The organism is Acinetobacter pollinis (genome assembly GCF_015627175.1).
GTDB classification, from domain to species: domain Bacteria; phylum Pseudomonadota; class Gammaproteobacteria; order Pseudomonadales; family Moraxellaceae; genus Acinetobacter; species Acinetobacter pollinis.
Genome location: NZ_VTDQ01000026.1, coordinates 24273 through 31697 on the forward strand (window position 1 = coordinate 24273; position 7425 = coordinate 31697).

Consider the following 7425-nt stretch of genomic DNA (forward strand, 5'->3'; position numbering starts at 1 on the left):
AACAGGCAATCATTAGTTGATTGCCTGTTTACTTTTAAATAGCTTTAAACGCTGTAATTTGACAAAAAAGACGGCATTTCCCAATAAAATTAATACAATTCCAAGCACAGCATTTGCTGTCCAAACATATCCTTCCATTACTGTAGAAATTATGAGCGCAACCAACGGAAATAGTAAAGTACTGTATGCGGCATTACTCGCACCTATACGCCCGACTAAAATAAAATAAGCACAGAAACCGATGACTGAACCAAACACAGCCAGATAAAGAATAGCCATTTGAGAAATCATTTGTATATGAGGTACGATATTTTTTCCCTGAATGATCGATAGGCTTAGCATAATTATTGCGCCGTACAACATGGCATATGCAGTCGTCGTAAAAATATCTCTCCCTTGTTTTTGATGTTGAACACTCAACATATTTCCCAGAGAAAAACCGTAAGTTCCCATCAAACATAAAACAATGCCAAGAAGCACGTCTGGCTTAAAACTAACGCCATAAATGTCATGCCAAAATAGAGCCACAATCCCTGATACACCACAACATGCTGCCATATAAAATCTTGGCGAAATTGCCTGTTTAAAGAAAATTCGACTATTAATCGCATTAAACAAAACAGCCAATGAAAAAATAATGGCTTCTAAACCACTATTTATATAATGGACGGCGTAGTAAAAACACAAAAAGTTAAATCCAAAAATACAGCATCCTTGAAGTAAACATAATAAATGGGCTTCTTTTGAAATCTTTTTTAGTCTTTTAAATAAGATAAGAACACTAAATAATAAAGCACTTGCAATTAAAAACCGCCAAAACACAGCAACTTCGGGAGAAATAAAACTACGTTGTTGTAGCGTAATCGCTTGCCATGTCGTGCCCCACAGTACAACAACAAAGCCATATAGCATTAAATTTAGCTTCATATTTATAATCTCAAGCGCTTAAACTCATATTTTCCATAAATTTATAAAGCATCGAATCCATATTCTTGCGATCGCTATCTATATTTCTGCGTATTTATACTATTTCTTATATTAGATAATCAGTTTATAGTAAAAATGAATCTACTCTCTTATAGCCCTTTGGTATGCGGTACGACATTCTAGAACAACTACAACGTTTCAAAACTCAACTGGTCAACTCTGTAGATATTGGGTCAGGGATTCAACTTGCTTATTGGAAAAATAGACACGACTGCGTGAATGTCTGCAGTAATCATCACACTCTAAGTCTATATGTGAAAGATGGCTATGAAACCTACCAAAAAACAGCACAAGGTTGGAAAAATGGTGGAGGTCCTAATAAATTTTGTTTAATGCCTCAACATTCAGAATCCACTTGGGACATTCGAGGTGATCTGTCTTTTGTACATCTGTATTACACACAACAGCATCTATCACGCGTTGCAGAACAGGTTTGGGATAAATCTCCAAATACCATCGAACTTCAGGAACACGCATTTGTTCTCGATCCAAAAGTGAGTTTTCTATACCAAAACTATTTGGTTCAGCCTGCTTGGGCACATCAAGAAAATCATTTAGAAATGAGTATGGCAGCATCACTTCTGCTCACACATATGGTTAAAAATTATAGTAATGTAAAATGGCATGCTCCTCAAATTAAAGGAGGCTTATCTCCATCAGTACTTAAATATATTTTAGCGTGGATTGATGCACATTTAGATCAAGCGCTCACACTGAATCAATTGGCGCAACAAGTACATTTAAGTGAATACCATTTTGCACACATGTTCCGTCAATCTATGGATATTTCTCCGCATCAGTATGTGATGCAAAAACGTTTAGAAAAGGTACATCATGCACTTAGATATACATCACACACACTCATAGAAATTGCACACTTATATGGATTTAGTTCTGCAAGTCATATGAGTGATCGCTTTAATGCACACTATGGTTATAGACCCTCTACACTTAGATAATGTTCAGATACAACCTGAATATGATGTTGGCGAAATAAAGCTGTTGTTACCCCAACACCCACATTTGTTTGTCCATTAAATTCACCGTTATAAATATAATCACTCCCGCAAGAAGGGCTACCCTCTTTTAAAACAACATGCGTTACATGATGCTTTTTAGCAAACTCTAATGCTTTTCTAGCACCATCAATATATTGCTGAGTAACGTCTTTCCCTGTTTTTTCAATGACTTTGGCAAAACCTTTAAGTACATCATGGCCATCGCCACCCTTAATTTCTGCAGGGGGTCGTGGTGTAGAGAATCCTGCCAATAACTCAGGACAGATCATTATGGCTTTTTTCTCTGTCACTAGCCTTTTAACTGTTTTATTTAATGCATCGGTTGCATTGTAGCGAACAGATTCGCCAGCCAAACATGCACTCACCAATATCACTTCAAGTGATCTCTAGTTTTTCTTTTACACGTGCAATACGGTATGCATCTCTTTCTTCTATTCGTGCTAAATAGCGTTTAATATTTGGAATATTTAAAGAAACTTTTTTCGCAAGCACATCTAAAGGAAAACTCATTTGAATATCTGCAAAAGAAAACTCTCCTGCCAGATATTCATGATCAGCCAGATATTTCTCTATATATTGAACATGATCACTTAATCTTGGTTGAATAAAACCTCTTTTTATATTTTTTGAAAACTTCTGTGCGACAGGTCGAATAAGAAATGGTGCTCTTTGTGCAGCTAGACCAAGAACCAGACGAAATACCAATAAAGGCATTAGCGAACCTTCTGCATAATGCAACCAAAAGAGGTAATGCTGTAATTGAGCAGGTTGTTTTGGCTTAAATGTACCAGACCCATCATATGCCATCTGTAAATATTCTAAAATTGCACCTGATTCAGCAAATGCCGTATCCTGATCTGTCAAAATTGGTGCTTTGCCTAAAGGATGAACATGCTTTAATGCATCAGGTGCTAGAAAACTCGATGTTCGTTCGTAATACTTAATCTTATAATCTATACCAAGCTCTTCTAATGCCCATATAATTCTAAAAGACCGTGAGTGCTCTAAGTGATGTAGCGTAATCATGCTTTTTTTCTTTAATCATTTAACTTATCTCACAAATTTAGCATGCTCTAAAATAAGTAAGCTAGTACTTATTTTAGATTCTTCAATATTACATGTTAGAGGTGGTCTAAATATTCTGGTTCTTTAGGAATGGCTAGACTACAAAAGAAACAGATAACAAGCATAACAATAACGTAGATAAAGAAAGTATTTTCCAGACCAATCGCTTTAAACTGTAAAGCGACCGAGGGCGCTGATCCGCCAAACAAGGCATTCCCTACAGCATAAGAAAAACCGACACCTAATGCTCTTACATGAGTAGGAAACATTTCAGCTTTCACTAAACCACTAATAGAAGTATAAAAACTGAGTAAAAGCATCATAAAAATAAGCAAGACTGCTACCGCAAATATATTGTGTGAAAAATAAGGCATGCCTACTGCCATCACTGGATAAATTGAAATGGCAAGTAATGCACTAAATGCAAGCATAGCTGTACGACGACCGATACGGTCTGCCCAAGCCCCAAACACAGGTTGTGCCAACATAAAGACCAATAATGCAATTGTCATAATATAACCGACTGTCTTATCAGGAATACCAATACTATTCGTTAAGTAGGTCTTTGAATAAACAGTAATTGTATAAAATGCCAACGAACCTGCAGAAGTGTAGCCAACGACCAATAAAAAGGTTTTCCAATGTTTTTTCAGTAATTCAATTAAACTACCCGACTCTTCTTTTTTACTCTCATCAGTAGATAAAGTTTCCTCCAAACGACGACGTGCAATTAAAGAAATAAGTGCAGTACAGCCACCCAAAACAAAAGGAAATCTCCACCACCCTGCTTCTAATTGTTCATGCGTTAAGAAAGTTAACATAATGACGCTAAGTAAGCTTGCAAGTAATTGACCACCTGACAAGGTCACATATTGAAATGATGCAAAAAAACCACGTTGCCCCTTAAGACCTAGTTCGCTCATATATGTAGCAACAGCGCCATATTCTCCACCTACCGATAATCCTTGTAATAACCTCACGACTAACAATAAAAATGGTGCAAGAATACCAACCTGATCATAAGTAGGCAAAATTGCAAATAGGAATGAACTGACCGCCATAAAGCATATTGAAATCACCATAGATTGCTTACGCCCATGACGGTCAGCAATTCTTCCAAATAACCAACTACCTATTGGACGCATAAAGAAACTGGCAGCAAAAACACCCCAGACGTAAATCGATTTAGTCGTAGCAGTCATATCTGGTGCAGTGAGAGCATGCGTAAAATATACTGCAAATACCGCATAAATATAAAAATCGAACCACTCTACTAAGTTTCCTGACGCTGCACCAACAATTCCTCGAATACGACTACGTTTTTCTTCTACGCTATATGTATTCATTTTTCTTCCCTATGTGCATACATTAAAAGTATTTTTATTTACCCACTCTATAATATTTGGTAAAAAATATACTATTAGCCATTTGGCTATAATACATAGGAGAGGTTTTTAACTGGATCTTATTAAAAAGAAATTTGGTGGCTACGTTCTATAAATAGCAGTAGATTTATATGCTGGAGCAGATTAATTTATATAATATAATAGCGTCTCAGTTTATGATTTCTATCAACATATAATAATTTATGCGTAAGATTATTCACATCGACATGGATGCATTTTACGCGTCTGTTGAACTACGCGATCGACCTGATCTCATTGATCAGCCTGTTGTAATTGCATTTGATCATCCACGCTCAGTGCTAACAACAGCCTCCTATCCTGCTAGAAAATATGGATTGCACTCTGCCATGCCATTACATCGAGCAAAGCAACGCTGTCCACAACTTGTAATTATTGAACCAAACTTTAACAAATATCGAGAAATCTCAAACATTATTCATAATATCTTTAAAAGATATACATCTATCATTGAACCGATTTCTCTAGATGAAGCATATCTAGATGTAACGAATAATCTTAAAAGTATTGCTACAGCGACGGAGATTGCTCAGCATATACAGCAAGATATTTGGCTAGAAACACGACTCACGGCATCAGCAGGAGTAGCTCCCAATAAATTTCTTGCTAAAATCGCATCTGATTGGTACAAACCCAATGGATTATGCATTATAAAACCTGCGTATATACAAAGTTTTATCTCTGCCCTCTCTCTAAAAAAAATACCTGGTGTTGGCAAAGTTACACAGGAAAAATTAGAAAAGCTTAACCTTTATACACTAGGTGACATACAGAAAATTGATGAATCTGTTTTAATTCATCATTTCGGTAAATATGGCAAGCAGCTCTACTTGTATGCTCAAGGTATCGATGATCGACCCGTACAGCATGAGCGTATACGTCAACAAATATCAAAAGAACAGACATTCGACACAAACTATTCAATAGAAAGATGTAGGCAATATATTTATGAACTTTGTGAAAAAGTTTGGGGTAGCCTAGTGCAAAAGAAAATGATTGCCTACGGAATCAGTTTAAAATTTAAGAAAAGTGACTTTCAACTTTTACAACATAGTAAAAGCTTCTCTCACGCTATTGAATCTTTAGAGCAACTTAAACAAGCTACAGATTTACTTATCAATGAAATGAATATTCCCATAGATACTCGTTTTCGGCTTGTTGGCGTTTCCACCTACCATCTTGAAATGAGTAATTCTATTTCACAGCTTTCTTTATGGTAAAAGTTCGTAGCCTTGTATTTTTAACATTAGCTGATTTACAGTATGATCACCACAATGTAATGAATGATGATCAAAAATAATGAGTATTACACGCCTACATAAAACCAATCGTTTTTGCGAAGCAGCTATCCATGGAAATCTTATTCATTTAGCGGGTCAACTTGCTGATGACACTAGCCAGAATATTACCTCTCAAACACAGCAAACATTAGATAATATTGATCGCTTCCTTGCTGATGCTGGAAGTAATAAAAGTCATATATTGTCTGTGACTATTTATTTGAAAGATATCGAAAAAGATTACCAAACAATGAATACTTTATGGGATGCATGGATTGATCCTCAAAACCCGCCTGCGCGCACTTGTGTTGAAGCAAAAATGTATTCACCAGACGTACTAGTTGAAATGACCGTTACAGCCATTCAACCTTAAAATAGGGCTTTCGCCCTATTTTTACTCTTCTTCAGCAAATAAGACTGAGGATAAATAGCGTTCGCCACTATCAGGTAAAATGACCACAATCGTTTTATCTTTATTTTCAGGTCTCAACGCAACTTTTTCAGCTGCAGCCAATGCTGCCCCACAAGAAATTCCAACTAAGATCCCTTCTTGAGTTGCACATTTACGTGCCCAGTCAATTGCATCTTCACTACTTACTGGTAATACTTCATCTACTAAGTCTAAATCTAAATTTTTAGGAATGAAGTTGGCACCTATTCCTTGAATTTTATGAGGTGCAGGCGTAATTGTTTCTCCCGCTTTAGTTTGTGTAATAATTGGTGATTCAGTTGGTTCTACTGCAACTGAATATAAAGATTTATTTTTAACCTGCTCAAAATATCTTGAAATCCCTGTAATTGTTCCACCTGTACCTACACCTGAAATGAGAATATCAACTTCTCCACCTGTCGCCTGCCAAATTTCAGGACCAGTTGTTTCTTCATGTATTTTAGGGTTAGCAGGATTATCAAATTGTTGGGGTAAAAAATATTTTTCAGGATTTTCATTTGCTAAACGTATTGCTTCATCTACAGCACCTTTCATACCTTTCGCTGGTTCTGTCAGTACTAGATTTGCACCAAGAGCTTTTAATACTTTACGTCGTTCTAAACTCATACTGGCAGGCATTGTTAAAGTAATTGAATACCCTTTTGCTGCTGCAACAAATGCTAGAGCAATACCAGTATTACCACTTGTAGGTTCTACAATGTGCATACCTTCTTTTAAAACACCACGTTGTTCCGCATCCTTCACTAAAGCTGCACCAACACGACATTTTACGGAAAATGCGGGATTACGACTTTCGATTTTTGCGAGAACTGTTGCTCGACCTTTTATAATTCTATTAATACGTATTAATGGTGTATTGCCAATTGCTTCTGCATTATTCTCATATACGGCAATACCTAAATTTTTAGGTGCTTGAAAGTTCTGATCTGTTGACATCTTTTATATCCTTTAATGTATATATTTTCATATATCACCATGCCAAAAAATTGGATTAAAGTCTATTCTGAATTAGATCATAATTAAAACGCATAAAAAAAGCCTCCTTACGGAGGCTTTTTAGGAATTAGATGCTGGCGATGACTTACTCTCACATGGGTAACCCCACACTACCATCAGCGCTAAGAGGTTTCACTTCTGAGTTCGGGAAGGGATCAGGTGGTTCACTCTCGCTATTGTCGCCAGCATAACTTTTATGGAGA

General features: G+C 36.4%; 8 protein-coding genes and 1 rRNA gene. 3 read left to right on the forward strand and 6 right to left on the reverse strand.

The genetic code is table 11. The features are described from left to right. Positions 1–12: 12 nt before the first annotated feature. Positions 13–927 carry a DMT family transporter gene (locus I2F23_RS09945; protein ID WP_195772449.1) on the reverse strand — a complete coding sequence of 305 codons (915 nt, stop codon included), beginning with the start codon at positions 925–927 and terminating at the stop codon, positions 13–15. Between the two features lie 164 nt (positions 928–1091). Between I2F23_RS09945 and I2F23_RS09950 the strand changes: the two genes are divergently transcribed. Beyond that, positions 1092–1946 carry a helix-turn-helix domain-containing protein gene (locus tag I2F23_RS09950; RefSeq protein WP_195772450.1) on the forward strand — a complete coding sequence of 285 codons (855 nt, stop codon included), beginning with the start codon at positions 1092–1094 and terminating at the stop codon, positions 1944–1946. Here I2F23_RS09950 and I2F23_RS09955 read toward each other — a convergent pair. The 3 genes from I2F23_RS09955 to I2F23_RS09965 all read right to left on the reverse strand — a co-directional run bounded on the left by I2F23_RS09955 (position 1922) and on the right by I2F23_RS09965 (position 4417). Next, positions 1922–2380, reverse strand: coding sequence for a DUF523 domain-containing protein (locus tag I2F23_RS09955; protein ID WP_195772451.1), 459 nt, complete (start codon positions 2378–2380; stop codon positions 1922–1924). The two genes, I2F23_RS09950 and I2F23_RS09955, sit on opposite strands and share 25 nt — an antisense overlap. A gap of 1 nt (position 2381) precedes the next feature. Next, a complete protein-coding gene (locus I2F23_RS09960; protein WP_195772452.1) occupies positions 2382–3032 on the reverse strand; it encodes a glutathione S-transferase in 651 nt (216 codons plus the stop codon). A gap of 95 nt (positions 3033–3127) precedes the next feature. Then, positions 3128–4417: an MFS transporter gene (locus I2F23_RS09965; protein ID WP_195772453.1), complete on the reverse strand. Its 1290-nt coding sequence runs from the start codon at positions 4415–4417 to the stop codon at positions 3128–3130. A 242-nt stretch (positions 4418–4659) separates the two neighbouring features. On the opposite strand from I2F23_RS09965, the gene dinB reads away from it, so the two are divergent. Next, positions 4660–5715, forward strand: a complete 1056-nt coding sequence (dinB, locus tag I2F23_RS09970; protein ID WP_195772454.1) for a DNA polymerase IV — start codon at positions 4660–4662, stop codon at positions 5713–5715. A gap of 79 nt (positions 5716–5794) precedes the next feature. Beyond that, positions 5795–6148, forward strand: a complete 354-nt coding sequence (locus I2F23_RS09975; protein WP_195772455.1) for a RidA family protein — start codon at positions 5795–5797, stop codon at positions 6146–6148. Between the two features lie 21 nt (positions 6149–6169). Here the strand turns inward: I2F23_RS09975 and cysK are convergent, their stop codons facing one another. Further along, positions 6170–7162 (reverse strand): cysteine synthase A, encoded by a 993-nt coding sequence (cysK, locus tag I2F23_RS09980; protein ID WP_195772456.1) that lies wholly within the window; start codon positions 7160–7162, stop codon positions 6170–6172. A 132-nt stretch (positions 7163–7294) separates the two neighbouring features. Beyond that, positions 7295–7409: ribosomal RNA gene (gene rrf / locus I2F23_RS09985) — 5S ribosomal RNA — on the reverse strand. Positions 7410–7425 lie beyond the last annotated feature (16 nt).